The organism is Candidatus Omnitrophota bacterium (assembly GCA_040755155.1).
Taxonomy (GTDB): domain Bacteria; phylum Hinthialibacterota; class Hinthialibacteria; order Hinthialibacterales; family Hinthialibacteraceae; genus JBFMBP01.
This window is the reverse complement of record JBFMBP010000153.1, coordinates 105,150-121,845: the sequence shown is the minus strand read 5'-3', so window position 1 is coordinate 121,845 and position 16,696 is coordinate 105,150. Positions and strand designations below refer to the sequence as shown.

Sequence of the window (16,696 nt, the reverse complement as noted above, 5' to 3'; positions counted from 1 at the left end):
AATATAAAGCAAAGGGGGAATAGGCGAAAAGTCCCGCGATCCATTCGTCATCCATTCCCCAAAAGACATTCTACCCAAGGCGGCGGGCGGGGGGCGCTCCATCTCGCCGGGAACGTATGAACGAAGGTTTTCTCCAAAAGAGAATCGGCTTAAGGACCGATGCGAGGGAAACTTGCGATGAAAAAAATCCATCTTTTGACAGGGTTATTATTTGTCCAATCGATTATCGCCAACGCGCAGGACTTCACTCCGACTCCAACAAGAACGCCAGATGCGAATACGGAGACGCCTATCGCCAAACCTGTTTTTAATTATAATTGCGTTATTGTCACTGACGATAAATATTCCGCCGAAAATTTATGTGGATTGGGGGATTACGATCTTGAAAACGAGAGGGAATTGGCGTTATGGTGGAAGTTCCCAGGGGTGGGGACCGAACCCTGTAAAATAAATTTTCATATCTATGTACGCGATTACCAGAGTAGTACTAAATTTGAATTATTGTGCAGCGTTCAGCTAATCGACTGTCCTTTTTTATTTTCATGGATTCCTGATAATCCAATCGTTGAACCGAAATTTCGGAATGGCCCGCAATTTGGCCATGAATATAAATTTCGAGCTGCTTTAATTGACAAAGATGGAAGTGACTTTATGTTTTTTGATATGAACCATAAAGTACAATATGTAAATGCGTTAACTCTTACTCCAACGCCCTCGCCGATTACACCTATTCCTACCGTTCCTGTAAATAATATTATCGTGACGGACGATCGTTATTCTTTTGAGGATTTAACGCAATTTATTCGTGTGGATTACGACTCAGAAGATGAACGCGAGTTGGTCATTCGATGGGATCTTGAAATGGATTCGGAAGATTACGGCTGCAAGGATTTTCGGGCGTATGTATCAACAAGCGAAAATCAAAAAGAAGAATATCTAGGTCATACAGGCAGTGGAGAAAAACCGTTTGAAATTATTTGGGCGCCTGGATCGTCTTTAATCGATGAAAAATATAGAGACGGTCCGCAATTTGGCGTTAAATATTATTTTAATGTAAGAGTGATTGCAACAAGGATCTCAAATAAAATATTAAACACATATTCAGGAAATCATCCTATTTATTATTTGAAATGGCTTGACGCGACGTCATTGCCTACGCCGTTAGAGACGCCAAATTTTCCTATTCCATCACCAACGTGGAATTCATCTATGCCTTCCGATAGAATGATCGTAACGGATAATCAATATACATACGAAAATTTAGACGGTTGGTTAGATTACGATACAGAAAATGACCGAGAATTGGTTTTACGATGGAATCCCAACGAATCAGAAAAAACCAATCTGGATATTGTAGATTATTATGTACAACTATCAATAAACAAATCCGGTTTTGAACATCTAGGCCATACAAACTCAAGCAAACCGCCATATATATTTGCATGGAAAGCAGGATCTGAATTAGTATCAAAAATTTATCGCAATGGTCCTGCATTTGGTAATATGTATAATTTTCATGTTTTTCCAGTCACAAAAAGCAATATCATTGCTGGATACGGATATTATAACTACAATACGATTCGATTTATGTCGGGAACAAACGATTACCCGCGTCCAACATCGACTAAAACTCCACTCCCGTCAACAAAACCAACAACTCCAATACCAAATTTCGCAATTCCATTTTATGAAATGATTATTACAGATGACGAGTTTTCGAAGGAAAATCTATGTAATAAGACTGATTATGATTACGCCGATGAAAGAGAATTGGTATTGTGGTGGAATATGGCGGAAGAAAAAGATTATTTACGAGAATTTCAGATTTTTGTTAATACAAAAGATTTACGGAACAGAGAGTACCTAGGAAGTACTTGGCAAATCGAAAAGCCCTATCATTTTGTATGGAAACCCAATGCGCCTTGGGTGGATTTGAAATTTCGCCATGGTCCTGAATTTGGACATCTTTATTCGTTTGTAATGTATTATGTTGATAAAATCGGCATGAAATGGGGATCGATTTCGACCACTGATGTTCTATATACAGGTTATCCCAACTCAACTCCTCATAACATTGAGAAGAAAACAACGCCAATGCCAACTCCTACGCTACTGCCTCCTACGCCGACGCCTACAAAAACGGGAAAAATATATGAGATTTATGTTTTTGACGAACCTGGCGCTAGTGAGGATTTATCGGGTAAATGCGATTTTGATTTTCCTGACGATATTAATCTCACTATTTCTTGGGAGACGGTTATAACTGGCGTTCAAGGATGGGATGTCTATGTTCGCCAAGATGGATTGGGGTATCAATTCTTGGCTCATTGTTCCGCCGACGAAACAAGTTGGGATTGGCGCTCTAATGCTCCAAATGTTAATCCCGCATATCGAAAAGGCCCGCAATTCAATCATACTTATCAATTTCGCGTATATCCTTTGGGCGTTGCGTCCGGTCCGCAAATGATATTGGAGCAATCGGCGCCAGTACTATTGCTCCAAGAAGGAGAGGAACCGGCGCCTATGCCGACGATCCCTATTCCTGACGTTCCCGCCGGACGGGTTGTTACGCATACGAACTTGATGAAAGGAAATATTCCCCCGCCGATGGATTGGCTTAATAAAGAAGACAGCGTTCCTGATGGGCGCGCCATTCTTATCGCTTGGAATTTCGGCGAAGACTCTGCTTTGATTAAAGACTATCATATTCGAATAAAAGTCGGCGAGATGGACGGCAACGAATTTTTGGGAAGTACGGGAAGCGGCGAAATTTCATATTTTGAATGGTCGCCAAAAAGTGAATTTTATACTTCTCCAGCTTATCGGGAAGGTCCTCAAAAAGGCAAATGCTATCGTTTTCGGATTGTAGGAATATCTTCCGACGGGGTGAAAAGAGTTTTAGAGAGCGATTGGATTTTGAATTCGGAAATGATCGTTCAAAGAATTCCGCTGCCGAATATGCCGGAGCATTCGAAGCCGCTTGATTTTATTCTCATAAAAGCCGGGACGTTTCTTATGGGAAGTCCGATGATCGATCAGTTTCGGCGAGAGGATGAAACGCAGCATGAAGTAACAATCACAAAAGATTTTTATATTGGAAAATATGAAGTGACGCAAGAACAATGGCGCTCGATAACACAGTACAATCCTTATTCGGGAAATTATCCCATCGACAGCGTATCGTGGTATGCGGCGCAAGCGTATGCGGAAATGTTGAGCCAGCTAGGATTAGGTAAATTTCGATTGCCGACGGAAGCGGAATGGGAATACGCATGTCGAGCGGGAACATCAACGCGATTGTATTGGGGCGATGACGAATGGATGCCAAACGAGCAATCGAAACGAATGAATTATTACGTAAGCATTCCCTATTGCTGCAATTATCCTGTCGGTTTAAGACACCCAAACGCTTGGGGATTGTTTGACATGAGCGGGAATGTCTACGAATGGTGCCAAGATTGGTATGGTCCGTATGAAGTTGATATCTGCATCGATCCTGCTGGAGCTGCGACAGGCATATTGCATGTATGCCGAGGAGGCGGAAAAACGATTTATGATTGCCGATCCGCCTATCGTTATTATTCGCGGAATTATTCCTATGGAATTTTAGATTATGGATACGCATCGAACGGCCTTCGCCTCGTCTGGGAACCGGACGCGGGAACACAAGAGTAAATAAATAACCTTCAAAACAAGAGTTTATATATTAATGGTAGATTTGAAAAGGAATTGTGGCGACTTTCGAAACGAGGGAAACATGTGATGAAAAGATTTTACTGTTTTGCCGCGTTATGTTTGATTCAACCCTTTCTAGCTGTTTCGCAGGATTACTCTCCCACGCCAACGCCGCCGTCGGGAGCGGCGAGAGAAACGCCTATCGCCTTGCCCGCCTATTTTATGACGGAAACGCCGTCAGTCACGCCTACGCTAGGTTCTACGCCGACGGAATGGCCGACTCCGCTTACTCCCTGGCCGACTTGGAATCTTTCCCTGCCAACCAACAGAATGATCGTAACGGATAATCAATATACATTCGACGATTTGAGCGGGTGGCTGGATTATGACAGAGAGAACGACCGGGAATTGGTTTTGCGGTGGAATCCTAGCGAAGAGGAGAGAAACAATCCAGATATTGTAGATTATTATGTGCATGTACTAAACGTATCAATAGGAAGTCGCCAAATTCAACACTTAGGCCGCGCAAATTCAAATAGACCTCCATACCTTTTTGAATGGAAAGCGAATTCGCCATTAGTGGCTGATGCCTTTCGCAATGGTCCTGAGCTTGGAGGATTATATTTTTTCCATGTTTTCCCCGTCACAAAAAATGAGGGAATGATAGGAGTTGGATATTATACTTATTATCCGGTAACGTATGAGGAGGGGGATGCTGACGCGCCTCTTCCTACATACGCTCCTACGCCGTCCTCATTTGCGACGCCGGAAAAGCTTTATGGCAATCCTCGAGTTCCTGAAAGCGAAGTGTACGTCACAGACGATCGGTATTCTTCAGAAAACTTGGGCGGGAAGGAGGATTACGATGAGAAAGACGCAAGAGAACTCGCCATTTGGTGGGAAAAAAGCGGCGGCAGCGATTACTTTCAGGTTTTTCATATTTTTGTATTGATCGACTCCAAATATTCCGAATATCTTGGTAGTCTATGGCGGATTGAACGTCCTTTCTTTTTTGTATGGGAACCGAATTCGCCCTTGGTTTCTTTGAAACTTCGTAACGGTCCTGAATTCGGCCATGAGTATTCATTTGGGGTATTTCATATCGATTATACAGGGAAGCGTTGGGGAGGGTATGGCAGCTATAAAGTAAAATATATAGGGTTGCCTTTGCCTACGCCGACGATTACGCCAACAATCACGCCCACGGCAACGATTACGCCAACGTTTACGCCGACGGCTACTAATACGCCAACGGCTACTCCTATAGTTTTGGAGACGAAGAACGCCGTCCATGTATATGACGAACCGTGGTCAACCGGCGACCTGACAAGAGAAACCGATTTTGACGCTCCCGACGCCGTTAACATTACCATTGCGTGGGATCATGTGAATGCAAACGCTCTTGGCTGGGATGTTTATGTGCGGCAAGACGGATTGGGTTATCAATTCCTGATTCGCTGCGCCGCAGACGCGGCAAGTTACGATTGGCGTCCTAATGCTCCTGATGTTAGTCCATTATATTTAAATGGCCCGCAATTCAATCATACATATCAGTTTCGTGTATATCCTTTGGGCGTTACCTCCGGTCCGCGAATCATATTGGAACAATTAGCGCCGGTTTTACTGAGCCAAGAAGGAGCAGAACCAGCGGCTATGCCGACGATCCCTATCCCGAACGTTCCCGCCGGACGAGTTGTTACGCATACGAACTTGATGAAAGGAAATATTTCCCCGCCGATGGATTGGCTAAATAAAGTAGACCGTGTTCCTGATGGGCGCGCCATCTTGATCGCTTGGAACTTTGGAGAAGATTCCCCTTTGGTGAAAGATTACCATATTTGGGTAAAAGTCGATGAAATGGATAAGTTTGAGTTTTTGGGAATTACGGGAAGCAGCGATATTCAATATTTCGAATGGTCTTTTAAAAGCGGCTTCTATACTTCTTCTGTTTATCGGGAAGGTCCTCAAAAAAGCAAATGCTATCGATTCCAGATTGTAGGACTTTCCTCCGATGGCGTGAACCGATCTATGGAAAGCGAATGGACATTAAACAACGAATTGGAAGTACATAGAGTTTTACTTCCAAATTTATCAGAAAACAATATTCCATTAGATTTTATTATGATTTACCCCGGATCGTTTCGTATAGGAAGCCCCGAGGGTGAATTTTGCCGTTCTGATGATGAAATCAGGCATCGAGTCACTTTGACGAAGGATTTTTACTTAGGAAAATATGAAGTCACCAATGCGCAGTGGATTAATTTAATGGCTGGAAATAAAGAAATAAACGATATTCCTGTTGATAATGTTACATGGCAATCTATTCAGCGATATTTACAGAAACTGAACAATTTGGGATTGGGAGTGTTTCGTTTGCCAACGGAAGCGGAGTGGGAATACGCCTGCCGCGCAGGAACAACGACAATGTATTATTGGGGAGAAGATGAATTAGACAATAATGGGAGCATGAAACGCTTGCCTTATTATGTTAGCGTAAATAATGGCGCATTTTCTCGAGTTGGCTTAAAATTGCCAAATCTCTGGGGTTTGTTCGATATGGGTGGCAACGTTTACGAACGTTGCCAGGATTGGTATGGACAATATATAAGAAAAGAACAAATCGATCCAAATGGACCTAGCATAGGAACCAGTTATGTATGCCGAGGCGGGGGCTCCAATAAATGCGATGTTCGGTCAGCGAAGCGTTATTATCAAAGAACAACGTCTAGAAATGACTATGGAATAGGCCTTCGCCTCGTCTGGGAGCCAGACGCGGGGATGGGGGATTGAACCGCCATTGGCGACATGAAGAATTCAATTTGGAATAGTTTCAATAAGAAAACAGGTTCTAAAAGGAATGATGGGGGAAACGCAATGAAAACAATCAATTATGCAATATCTCTTCTTCTAATCCAATCGATTATCGCCAATGCGCAGTATTACTCTCCCACGCCAACGCCGCCGCCGAAAGCGGCGAGAGAGACGCCTACCGCTACGCCGACGCTAACTTTTACGCCAACCGAATGGCCGACTCCCCTTACTCCTTGGCCGACTTGGAATCCGGCTATGCCCGCCAATGGGATGATTGTTACAGATAATCAATATACCTTCGACGATTTGGGCGGGTGGGTGGATTATGACGGCGCTACCGACAGAGAATTGGTTTTGCGATGGAATCCCAGCGAATCGGAAAAAAGCAATCCGGATATCGTCGATTATCATGTGCATTTATCTTTAGCCAAAAAAGAATATCAGTATTTAGGGCATACGAATACAAACAGACCTCCCTATATTTTTATATGGAAGACAGGTACGCAACTTACGACTCAGTCTTTTCGCTACGGTCCTGTGTTTGGAAACCTTTATTCCTTTCATGTATTTCCTGTTACAAAACGCGGCATAATGGCAGGCATTGGATATTATACCTATTATCCCGTAACGTATGAAAAGGGCGATGTCGAGGCGCCTCTTCCAACGTTTACTCCAACGCCGCCCTTCTTGACGACGCCGACAAGATTCATCGCCTATCCCCCCGTTCATGAATGCGAAGTAGCAGTTACGGATGACAGGTACTCCACAGAGTATTTACATTATGACGATTATGATACGGAAGAAGAAAAAGAATTGGCGATTTGGTGGGAAAAAAGCGGTGATGGCACTTATTTTCAAGAATTTCAAATTTTCGTAATGGTTGACAAAAAAGACCGTAATAATCCTGAATATCTTGGAAGCCAATGGTCGATCGAACGGCCTTTTCATTTTATTTGGGAACCGGATTCGCCAATGGTCAATTTGAAATTTCGCAATGGCCCAGAATTTGGCCATACTTATGGATTTTTTGTATATCATGTCGATTATACAGGAAAACGCTGGGGGCCGATTGAAGGGGGGGGTGCTAGATATTGGGGGCCGCCTTATCCAACATTCACGCCCACAGCGACGATTACGCCTACATATACGATTACGCCTACATTTACGCCAACAGTTACTCATTCGCCCACGGCCTCTCCCATAGTTTTAAAGTCGATGACTGCCGTTCATGTTTACGATGAGCCAGGCGCGACGGACGATCTTACAGGGAAAAACGACTTCGACGCTCCCGATGCGGTTAATCTTACGATTGCGTGGGACAGCGATATTTCAGACGTTCAAGGTTGGGATATTTATGTCCGCCAGGACGGTTTAGGATATCAATTCCTCACTCGTTGCGTCACAGACGCGAGAAGCTGGGATTGGCATTTAAATGCTCCAAATGTTGATCCGCTATATCAAAATGGCCCGCAATTCAATCATGCTTACCAATTTCGCGTATATCCTTTGGGGATAGCATCCGGTCCGCGAATCATATTGGAGCAATCGGCGCCAGTGCGGATGATTCAAGAAGGAGAAGAACCGGCGCCTATGCCTACGATTCCTATGCCGGATGTCCCCGCCGGACGAGTTATTGCGCATACGAACTTGATGACGGGAAATATCCACCCGCCGATGGATTGGCTGAGTCCGGAATCTAGCGTTTCCGATGGGAGATCGATTCTAATCGCTTGGAATTTCGGCGAAGATTCCTCTTTGATAAAGAATTATCATGTCCGCGTAACTGTGAACGAGATGATTGGCCATGATTTTTTAGGAAGTACGGGAAGCGGCGAGATTCGCTATTTCGAATGGTCGCCGAAAAGCCAATTTTTTATTTCTCCTGCCTATCGGGAAGGTCCTCAAAAAGGCAAATGCTATCGCTTTCGTGTTGTCGGATTTTCCACGGACGGCGTGAAACGAGTTATGGAAAGCGAATGGACTTTGAACACTGAAATGGAAATGCACAGGATATTACTTCCTGGATTGCCTGACAATAATATTCCGCTTGATTTCGTTTATATTCAGCCTGGAACGTTTCGAATGGGAAGTCCAGAAGGCGAAATATGTCGTGGATCGTCGGAAATCCAGCATACGGTCACATTGACGAAACCATTTTACTTAAGCAAATATGAAACGACTAATGCGCAGTGGTATGCTCTGATGGGAAGACGCAGCGATAAAGACGATATTCCCGTCGATAAAATAACATTTCAATCTATCCAGTCCTATTTGCTAAAGTTAAATGGATTAGGACTGGGGATATTCCTTTTGCCGACGGAGGCGGAGTGGGAATACGCCTGCCGCGCAGGAACGACGACAAGATACTATTGGGGGGAAGATGAATTAGGGAGCGATGGGAAAATGAAGCGTATGTGTTATTATGTAAGCGCGTCGACAAAAACTTTCTTCCCTGTGGGCTTAAAGCTGCCGAACGCCTGGGGCTTATTTGATATGAGCGGAAATGTTTATGAACGTTGCCAGGATTGGTTTGGACAGTATATCAGCAAGGAACAAATCGATCCAACCGGGCCAAGCTCTGGTATCAATTATGTATGCCGAGGCGGCGGCGCTTATTATTGCGATGTCCGGTCGGCGAAACGCTATTTCCAGAGTACAACGTCTAGAAATGATTATGGAATAGGCCTTCGCCTCGTCTGGGAGCCGGTCCTGGGGATGGGAGAATGAAAAACATGCGATGATGATTAATGTATACATTCTCGATATGAATACGCCTATTATTCCAGCGGTTCGCCTAGGAACGCATTCAGGCCATGCTGGGAAGCCTGGATATAATATTCTTCCATAACGGATAGGAACGATTCTTTTCCTCGCCAAAAGGGGAAATTTCCCAATCGCTTCGGCAGCGCCGCGGGCGTTTGTGGAATGCTCGCCGTCCCCCAAAGTTCTTCTTTCAGGTCGCCGCCCTGCCAAAACGCATGTTCGTCTGCCGGGAGAGGTTCGGGAGAGGCTTTGATTGTTTCGGATTGGGGGGAATGATTCGCCGTTGGTTTGACGGGCGTAAGACGGGAAAGCAATTCATCCCGCGTTAGGCCGCGCATTTTGAAGATCAAAAAGGGATCGCGGTCGAATTCCTCGCCGAGAAGATAAAAGACCGCCGCGATATGTTTGCAGGGATTCGACCAATCCGGGCAGCTGCATTCTGTTTTCAAGTCGATGAATTTCGAGGGAAAGAGGGAAAGCGCCAAATCATGGAAGACGTATTCGATATCTTCCGGCATTTCGCCCGCCAAGAGTTTGGCGGCGAAAAGAGGCTGTTGGGAAATCTGTTCAACGATTTTTTTCCACTCCGCCGCAGTCAATTGCTTGACTTGAATGGAGACGGAATAAGGCTTGGGCCGCGAGCCTTGCACGGCGGCTTTGATGGCGCCCTTCTCGATATCGACGGAGAGCACCTGTCCTCGGCGGGCGTAGGAGCGTCCCCGGCCCAAACGAGCTCCGATTTGGAAACTCTCCAAGACCTCGATCCATCGCTTCGCCCACCATTTCTGGGCGAATGCTCCTTTCTTAGATTGCGCCTTGATGCCCCCTTTCGCTTCAAGGGGAGTGGAAGGGGGATAATATCCGAAATCGTAATAGGAGTATCTTCGTCCGCGAACCATAATTAGACCTCATTTATTCGGAAACCGCGTCTTGACTCAGCGCAAACAGTTTCTTCAGTTCCTTCGTGGAGAGTTCGGTGAGCCAGGCTTCGCCGGTTCCCACGACGCCGCCGGCGATCTCTTTTTTGCTTTCGATCATTTCATCGATGCGCTCTTCCAGAGTCCCGGCGCAGAGGAATTTATGCACCTGGACGTTTTTCGTCTGTCCGATGCGGAAGGCGCGGTCTGTCGCCTGGTTTTCCACCGCCGGATTCCACCATCGATCGAAATGGAACACGTGATTGGCTTGCGTCAGGTTCAATCCCGTGCCTCCGGCTTTCAGGGATAGGATGAAGAAATTGGGACCGCCGTCCTTTTGAAACTGCTCCACCATGCGGTCTCTGTGCTTCTTCGGCGTTCCTCCATGCAGGAAGAATATTTCCTGTCCGAATACTTCTTGGAGATGCCGTTGGAGGATGCCGCCCATTTCGGAGAATTGCGAAAAGATCACCGCCCGGTCTTTCACCGCGAGAACTTCTTCGAGCATCTCCGTCAAACGCGCCAATTTTCCCGACCGTTGCGGAATGGCGGAATTATCGCCTAAAAACTGGGCGGGGTGATTGCAGACTTGTTTCAGTTTGGAAAGCGTGGCCAGGACGACGCCTTTGCGCTGGATTCCTTCGGAGGATTCCAATTGTTCTTCGGCGTCTTTCACCACCGCCGCATACAGCGACGCCTGCTCCTTGGTCAGGTTGCAATACACTTTCATTTCCATTTTTTCGGGAAGATCGGAAATGATCGTTTTGTCCGTCTTCAAACGCCGGAGAATGAACGGTCCTGTAAAACGTTTCAACCGCTGGATGGCCTCTTGATCGCGCAGGGCCTGGATGGGGATGAAAAAGGTTTCTTTGAATTCTTTTTGCGTTCCCAAAAAGCCGGGATTGAGAAATTCCATGATAGACCATAAGTCGCCGACGTTATTTTCCACCGGCGTACCGGTCAAGGCGATGCGGTAATCGGCGGGAAGGGATCGCGCCGCTTTGGCCTGTTTGGTTTCGGGATTTTTAATGTTTTGCGCTTCGTCCAGAACGACGCCGCTCCAACGGATATCTTTGAGAATTTCGAAATCGCGATGCAGCAGCGCATAGCTAGTAATCACAATAGCGTTTTGGGACGCATTCTTAACGAACGCCTCCCCCTTCTTGCGCGTAAGGCCGTGATGAATCATGACGGACAAGTCGGGAGTGAAACGCTCCGCTTCTTTCTGCCAGTTCCCCACGACAGAAGTCGGGCAAACCAGAAGCACCGGGGCTTGGCCATTGTTATGCCGTTCGTTTTGGAATAGGGCCAACGCCTGGATGGTTTTTCCCAACCCCATATCGTCGGCCAGACATGCGCCCAATCCCCACTCTCGGAGAAAAGAGAGCCACGAATAGCCCCGCCTTTGATAGGGACGCAATTCACCTTGAAAATTCGGATGCGGCGATTGCTCTTCGAAGGAAGCGTTTCCGTTCAGCCGATCCAGAAAATCGGCGACCCAGCCCTCCGCCGCTACGCCCGCGAAATCGAAACCTCTTGGCGCATTCGCTTTTCCCAAGGCCATTTGGATAACGTCGCGGAGCGTCGTCTGTTCGTTCGTCTTTTTCTTCCAGAATTCGATCGCCTGTTGAATTTCGTCCGGATGAATATGCACCCATTGGCCGCGCATTTTTACCAAAGAGGATTTCATCTCCGCGAGTTCCAGGAGTTCATTGAGAGAAATTTCCTCGTCTCCCAGCGCCGCCTGCCATTGGAATTGAATTATCTCGTCGAGCGACAATCCCCCGCCGCCTTGCATCGCCGGGCTTTTTACTTTCGCTTTCAGCGATAGGCGCTGTTTGGTCCCTTTTCCCGTCCACCAGGAAGGCAGCAATACGCCGAATCCCATCTGTTCGAGCAAGAGCGCGCTTTCGTTGAGGAATTCCAATGCGCCCTCGGCGCTGGCTTCATATCCCGCCGGAGCGGCCGATTTCAAACTGGCCTCGATGGGAACGCAAACATTCGACGCTTGGCCAAGAGAGAACAAAAGATATTCCGTAGGCGAAAAATGGGGACGCTCCAAGAGTTTGGCGGTTCGTTTTTTTGGAGTCCATGCGTCCATGACGGGGATAAGCAGACTGGGATCGGCGGCGTCTTGCAGCAAATAACGCACAAACCAGTCTTTTCGTTTGGCGCGCTTTTTTCTTTCCAACTCGGATTCCTCTTCCGGTTCTTCCAGGCGGAAGCACAAACGCAATGGCGTCGATGCGGAGATATCCATTGGGCGCCGCCAAACGCGGATATCTTCCGCTAACTTCCGGAGTTCGTCTAAACCGCCATCCAATTCGCCGTCTGCGGAATGTAAAGCATGAAGCCATTGGTCGTGCAGACTGTCGAAGGAAGTTATTTTTTCGGGTTTCTTTTTGATGGAAGGGAAGGATGCCATCTTCGGTTTCTGCGAACGCGCCAGACCGTCGACGATCGCCTCGATAAATTGGATTGCTATTGTTTCCGGCGCGGCGTCAGGCACGCTGTTTTCCTCCAAGGAAAGAGCGCGGCAGGCGGCGGGCATAGCCTTAGCCAACAAGGTTTTTCGTTTTACGTCTTCCCCGCCGAGGACAGGTTTCCATCGCGCCCGGAAAACGTTTTTGTCTTCGACGATAGCGGGAAGAAATTGCTGACGCGCCGCGAGGCTTCCGGCGAATCGAAAACCCCCCGCCCAGTATTTCAGATCGGCGCCCAACAAGACGCCCGGCGAAAACATCTCTTTATTGACGCATGAACAAAGAAAGGAAATCAGCGAACCGGCGGCGAGAGGCAAGGCTGTTATCCGCCAGGGAACGAGCGCGGTTTTCCGGCGCAAGACGGGAGGTTCGCCGATCAAGGGGCTGGAAGCAAAGGGGCGCTCTCCTTTTGCAGGAATCCAGGCGAACAACTCGCGGGAATCTTTTTGGGGAAAGCTAGGCGCTAAACTGGCGGCGAAAAGCGTTTCGGATAATAAAGCGAAACCGGCGTCATAAGAATAAAATGGAATAGAAGAGTTGTTTCGCAAAGAACGCAGACTGGAAGAAGATGTTGTTAGTTCGTTTGGCGTTTCGCCCCAAATCCATAGCCTTTCCTCAACCCAACCGGCATGAAGAATAATCATCGATATCTACTCCACAAACGAAAATTGCAAACGGAATCGAAGCCGTCCTTTAGGATAAGAAATTTAAATAGCGGTTTGCGATATTAAAATCGAACCATTGTCTCTTGGGAAGAGGACGAATAATCCTAAAAATAGTGATTAGTAACGAGTGACAAGTGATTAGTAAAAGAAATTCAGTGGCTTATGAAATATGTTCCTCTCTCCTTTTGGGTAATAAGAATTCCATTACGCAACAATTGAAAAACAAGAATTAATATTCTTAAATCCATTGCCAATTGCCGTTTTTAGGATAATGGGTGGAAGACGGTTGGAGCGGGATGAACTTCTCACTGCGGCAAGGGTATTTTGCGCCAGCCTTCCGTTCCGAAGCGGATGTCTCGGTCGACGAATTCCCATAGCAGCGCTTTTTTATTGGCGAGCAGGGAGGATTTGCGGGCTAGCTCCTGCCTTACGAGCGTCGAGGCGCCGCCGTCGTTGACGATGGAGGCGACGGGGCGTTGCAGTTCGCGGGACAAGTGAGCAATAAAGCCCGCCGATTTCGGCTCGTCCAATTCGTAGATGCGCAAAAAACTGTCGCCGATGACGAGGATTTCCGATTGGGAATCGTTGTGGAAGAGTTCGCCGCCGTTCTGTACGACTTGCTCGCAATGCAAATCTTCCTGGACATAATCGCGAGCGGCTTGCGGGAGGTCCATCATTCGCAGCACGTCGCCATGCCGCCGCACTGGCGCCGGTTTCAGTTCGTAGGCAGTGGTTCCTTTGTCCAGCCAGCCGCGTTCGAGAATTCTGCGGGCGGCCGCATGCGCCGCCAATTTCGTGCCTTGCGGCGACCAGTGGGTATCTTGAGCCAGGTAATACTCTTCTCCTGGAGGAGGCGGAGTCTTTGCGAAAACGTCAAAAAGATCGAGTACATCCACGCCGGATTTTTGCAACTCCTCCATTACTTTCTTCGCGTGAATATAAACTGGCCGCTCTTCATCCACGGCGCGGGAAACGAGTTTATTCGGATAAATGCTGGCTTTGCTGGGAGCGGGCATAACCAACAGTTGGATTCCCCGCGCCGCCAGTTGATCGCGGAAATGAAGAATAGCGGGAACGGGATTTTCTGCTTCCGCCAAGGCGGTCTTTGCGATCAGGTTGGTGAAAGCGGTTTTGGGCATGGGCCACCACTCAATGAGAAACTGAACGCTCGGTTTGTAAAAGAACCATCCATCGCGGCCCATAAGCGCTTTGTCGCCTGCATCTTTGAGAATTTCATATTGAAGCCAACGCATGACGGGTTGCAATTTTTGGGAAAACCAACTAGATCGCTCTAGATTTTTTTCGAAGGAACGGAGATGGCTCGATGTAGGTTTTTGCTGGAATAGTTCGAGTACTTGGGGCTTTTCGCTTTGGCTCATCTCGACGCCCGCTTGAATCAGACCAGCCCCGAAAATAATCGTTAAAAAAGCCGCTATCAGAAAAATCTCTTTTCCACGCGCTTGCGTCATGGAAATTCTCCTAAAATTGATAATACAAGAATGGATTGAACGATTGGGCGAACATCGCCATTAACGAGAATATAAAAAGAACGATTAATACAATCGCCTTCGTCCAGGTAATGTTGACGGCCCAATCGAACGCCTGCTTTTTCTGAAACGCCAACAGAGCGCAGAGAGTCATCATAAGAAATTGGCCTTGGGTATAGATTTCCGCTCCCAACAGGATGGAACCGCCGCTGGCGCCAGCCATGCCGAACATCGCCTGGAAGAATCGCGACGCGCCTTCCAATGTGGGGCAGCGGAACAACACCCAGGAAAACAATACCAGCACGAACGTTACGCCGACGCGCACTGGACGGGGCAGCTTCTCGTAGACGCTCTTCTTGCCTCGCCAGCGCTCGAAGGCCAGCAGCGCGCCATGATAAGCTCCCCAAATCACGAAAACCCAGCTGGCGCCGTGCCAGAGGCCGCCGAGCAGCATGGTAATCGTCAGGTTAATGTACGTGCGGCGGGGGCCATAGCGATTTCCGCCGAGGGGAATATAGAGATAATCCCGCAGAAATGTGGAGAGCGAAATGTGCCATCGCCGCCAGAATTCGGTGATGCTGTCGGCGTGATAGGGCGCGTTGAAATTGCGCAGAAATTCGAAGCCGAACATGCGCCCCAGGCCGATGGCCATGTCGGAATAGGCGGAAAAATCGAAATAAATCTGAAAGGCGTAAGCCGTAACGCCGAACCAGGCGTCCAACATTCCCGGCGCTTCCGCGTTGAAGACAGCATCCGCCGATTGCCCGATAATATTGGCTAAAAAGAGTTTCTTGGCGAAGCCCAAAATAAACAGCGCAATTCCAGAAGCGAATTTTTCCCGCGAATGCGTCCGTTCGACGAGTTGCTCGGCGATGGTGTTGTAGCGCACGATAGGACCGGCGATGAGTTGGGGGAACAAAGCCACGAAACAAGCGAAATCGGAGAAGGAACGCACCGGCGGCGATTCTTGGCGGTATACGTCGATGGTGTAACTGATGCTCTGGAAAATGAAGAAGGAAATGCCGATCGGCAGCGTAACTTCAAGGATGGGCAGCGCATTGGCGCCGAAGAGCCGCAGCATAAAATTGACGTTGCCTTCCATGAACATAAAATATTTGAAAAAACCCAACATGCTGAGGCTGGCGGCGACGGAGGCGATGAGCGCGGTATGGCGGCGGGGAGAACCGGGAGGAGATTGCGAGATCATGCGCCCGCCCCAATAATTAATCGCCGTGGCCAGCAACATCAAAAACGCGAACCACGGATTCCACCATCCATAAAAAACATAACTGGCGGTGAGCAGAAAAAAATTCCGCTTGAAGGGAAGCAAGTAATAAATCGCCAGAACGATGGGGAGAAAATAAAAGATAAAAATATGGGATGTGAAGACCATAGGTTGCTATTCGCCTTCGAGGTTATTCGATAACCAGGTTTGTCCATACGGCCCAATAGATGGGGCTGACGTTCTCTTCGAAATAGCGATTGACAATTCCCCCCATGAAATAATCGTCGATGGGAACCTCCAACGCCAGGCGGTGAATATCGCCGACCTGGAATTTTTTCAGATTTCCGCCGATCTCGCCGGAACGAGCGTCGGCGACGCTGCTGCGGGGCTTCAGGGGATTGTATTGCCCGACGTAAATCGTCTTGGCGTCCAACTGCCCCCGGTAAGTTTTCAATACTTCATATTTGAATACGAAAGCGTAATCGTAGAGGGGGATGTCGGGAAGTTCGCCTTTGATTTCCACTAGTTTGGCGGTTACTTCCAAACTGCCCATCGTTGTTACCTTCGGGTCTTCGCCCGTATCGGTTTTTTTTCCGCACGACAGATTGATTAGTCCTACGAATAAAATCAAACCAAGTGAAACGCAGCGTCGTTTATGAGTCGTTTTCAT

General features: G+C 47.6%; 9 protein-coding genes. 4 read left to right on the top strand and 5 right to left on the bottom strand.

Annotated features, from left to right (window positions below):
- Positions 1–177: 177 nt before the first annotated feature.
- The 4 genes from AB1656_24200 to AB1656_24185 all read left to right on the top strand — a co-directional run bounded on the left by AB1656_24200 (position 178) and on the right by AB1656_24185 (position 9,213).
- Complete coding sequence (locus tag AB1656_24200) at positions 178–3,675, top strand: formylglycine-generating enzyme family protein (protein ID MEW6238500.1); 3,498 nt, start codon at positions 178–180, stop codon at positions 3,673–3,675.
- Positions 3,676–3,791: 116 nt separating this feature from the next.
- Positions 3,792–4,022 carry a hypothetical protein gene (locus AB1656_24195; protein ID MEW6238499.1) on the top strand — a complete coding sequence of 77 codons (231 nt, stop codon included), beginning with the start codon at positions 3,792–3,794 and terminating at the stop codon, positions 4,020–4,022.
- Positions 4,006–6,465: a formylglycine-generating enzyme family protein gene (locus tag AB1656_24190; GenBank protein ID MEW6238498.1), complete on the top strand. Its 2,460-nt coding sequence runs from the start codon at positions 4,006–4,008 to the stop codon at positions 6,463–6,465. Before AB1656_24195 ends, AB1656_24190 begins: the two co-directional genes overlap by 17 nt.
- Positions 6,466–6,549: 84 nt before the next feature.
- On the top strand, positions 6,550–9,213 hold the full coding sequence (locus AB1656_24185) for a formylglycine-generating enzyme family protein (GenBank protein MEW6238497.1): 2,664 nt from the start codon (positions 6,550–6,552) through the stop codon (positions 9,211–9,213).
- Positions 9,214–9,263: 50 nt separating this feature from the next.
- On the opposite strand, the gene AB1656_24180 is transcribed toward AB1656_24185, so the two are convergent.
- The 5 genes from AB1656_24180 to AB1656_24160 all read right to left on the bottom strand — a co-directional run bounded on the left by AB1656_24180 (position 9,264) and on the right by AB1656_24160 (position 16,696).
- Positions 9,264–10,148 carry an SWIM zinc finger family protein gene (locus tag AB1656_24180; GenBank protein ID MEW6238496.1) on the bottom strand — a complete coding sequence of 295 codons (885 nt, stop codon included), beginning with the start codon at positions 10,146–10,148 and terminating at the stop codon, positions 9,264–9,266.
- A gap of 13 nt (positions 10,149–10,161) precedes the next feature.
- Positions 10,162–13,293, bottom strand: a complete 3,132-nt coding sequence (locus AB1656_24175; protein ID MEW6238495.1) for a DEAD/DEAH box helicase — start codon at positions 13,291–13,293, stop codon at positions 10,162–10,164.
- A 326-nt stretch (positions 13,294–13,619) separates the two neighbouring features.
- Positions 13,620–14,783 (bottom strand): hypothetical protein, encoded by a 1,164-nt coding sequence (locus AB1656_24170; GenBank protein ID MEW6238494.1) that lies wholly within the window; start codon positions 14,781–14,783, stop codon positions 13,620–13,622.
- A gap of 10 nt (positions 14,784–14,793) precedes the next feature.
- Positions 14,794–16,194: an MBOAT family O-acyltransferase gene (locus tag AB1656_24165; protein MEW6238493.1), complete on the bottom strand. Its 1,401-nt coding sequence runs from the start codon at positions 16,192–16,194 to the stop codon at positions 14,794–14,796.
- 22 nt (positions 16,195–16,216) lie between these two features.
- Positions 16,217–16,696 (bottom strand): hypothetical protein, encoded by a 480-nt coding sequence (locus tag AB1656_24160; GenBank protein MEW6238492.1) that lies wholly within the window; start codon positions 16,694–16,696, stop codon positions 16,217–16,219.